Origin of the sequence: Desulfatibacillum alkenivorans DSM 16219, assembly GCF_900142135.1 — a bacterium.
GTDB classification, from domain to species: domain Bacteria; phylum Desulfobacterota; class Desulfobacteria; order Desulfobacterales; family Desulfatibacillaceae; genus Desulfatibacillum; species Desulfatibacillum alkenivorans.
Genome location: NZ_FQZU01000093.1, coordinates 1 through 1,854, shown reverse-complemented (window position 1 = coordinate 1,854; position 1,854 = coordinate 1). Strand labels below are relative to the sequence as shown.

General features: G+C 66.9%; 1 protein-coding gene. It reads right to left on the bottom strand.

All coding sequences use genetic code 11. The features are described 5' to 3' along the window. The coding region (locus BUE18_RS28225; RefSeq protein ID WP_170868489.1) for a beta strand repeat-containing protein at nucleotides 1-1,854 on the bottom strand (1,854 nt) is incomplete at both ends.

The window sequence follows — 1,854 nt, the reverse complement described above, 5'->3', positions numbered from 1 at the left end:
CGCGCCCTTGGTGGTCACGTCCACCGTGCCGGCCGGAGCCGTCACGCTGAACAGGTACACGTCGTTGGTTTCTTCTATTATAATGTTGCCGGCGGGGGTGGTCGCGTTGATCACGTCCGCCGTGGTGTCCATGTCAATGCCCGTAGCCGCGGTTGCGTCCACCAGGAAGCCCGTCACCATGCCGGCGCCCGCGATGGATCCGCCGGATACCAGGGTGACGTCGCCCAGGGAGCCTGCGTTCACAAACTGCGTCAGGGTCAGGTCGCCCGCTGCATTGACGCGGATGTCGTTATTGTTGGAGTCGATGCCGCTCACGCCGTTCACCGTACCCACGGTCAGGCCGCCGGCTGCATCGTCGTCTATGGCCACGTCGCCGTTGGCGTCCACGGCGATCACGGTCATGGCGTTGCCGGCCTGGGTCAGGTCCACTTCCCCGCCCGCCGTCACTTCCACGCCCACGCCCGTAGTCACGGCGCCGCCGGTCTGCTCCACGTCGTCCGTGGCGTGCAGCATGATGCTGCCGCTATTGCCAGCCACGTTGGCGCCCAGGATGATGGAGCGCTCCGCGCCGCCCGCGGTCAGGAGGATGGTTCCCGTTGCGTCCGCGTCTATGGCGCCGGAGACCAGGATGTCGCCGTCCGTGGTTTCCACGTCAACATTGCCAGAGCCGTTGGTGTCGATGCCCAGGATCTCGATGGCGTCCACTTCGTCGATGTTGATATCCGACACGTTGGCCGCAATCAGGGAGACCACTTCCGTATCCAGGTCCACCGTGTTGTCGCCGGACTGGATGTCCAGGGTTCCGCCCGAGTACACGTTCACCGCCGCGCCGCCCACGTCCGTGATGGCGCCGTTGCTCCGAAGCGTTACGTCGCCTTCCGCCTGGATGTAGGTCACCGCCATGGCGCTGCCTGCCGTCAGGAAGACCGTATTGCCCGATCCGCCGGCGATCACGCTCACCACGTTCAGGTCGTCCGCATCCGTGTAGGTGATGTTTCCGTCCTGGGTTTCGGCGATCAGGTTCGTCACGTTGTTGCCGCCGCCGTCCGTCAGGTCGCCGGCTTCAAGCAAGGTTACGTCCAGGGTTCCGCCCGTGGTGTTCTGGATCATCAGGCCGTCGGCCTCGTCGATGGTCGCCGTGGAGCCCGCGCCGAATGAGGCTTCCAGGGTTCCGGCGTCCGTGTTCAGGTTGATGGCGCCCGTGGCGTCCACGTTCACAAATCCCGCCGTCACAACCGCGCCGTCCACCGTGGTGATGTCCCCGGACAGGGCGCTCAGGTCGGCTGTGCCGCCGCCCGCCGTAATGTCCGCGTTCACCGCCAGGCTCTTGCCGGCGTCCAGGGTCACGTCGCCGCCGGCGATCACGCCGGACAGGCCCTGATCCACGCCGTCAACCAAGCCCACCGTCAGGGAGCCGCTTGCGTCCAGATCCACGCTGCCTCCGGCCAGGGCTGCCAGGGTCACGGCTCCGCTGTCCAGGGTCATGCCCGTGATATTGCCCGCGGCTTCCAGGGCCACGGCCGGGGCCGTGATGGTTCCGCTGGTGATATTGCCGCCGGATTCGATGGCCGCCCGGGTCGTTGCATCCACGCTGCCGATGACCACGTCGCCGCCTGCCACGATTTCCGCTTCGTCGCCGGAGACCACGTTGGTCAGGGTGATGGAGCCCGCTTCCGTCACGGTCACGTCGCCCGTGGCCGCGATGTCCACCGAGTCCACGTCCGTTTCCACGGTCACGCTGCCGGACACCGCACCCGCGGAAGGCCCGTCAATGGTCAGGACCGTGCCCGTGATCTTGGTGGAGGGATCGCCGTCGTCCAGCACGTCGCCCGCGCCGCCCAGGGTCAGGTCCAC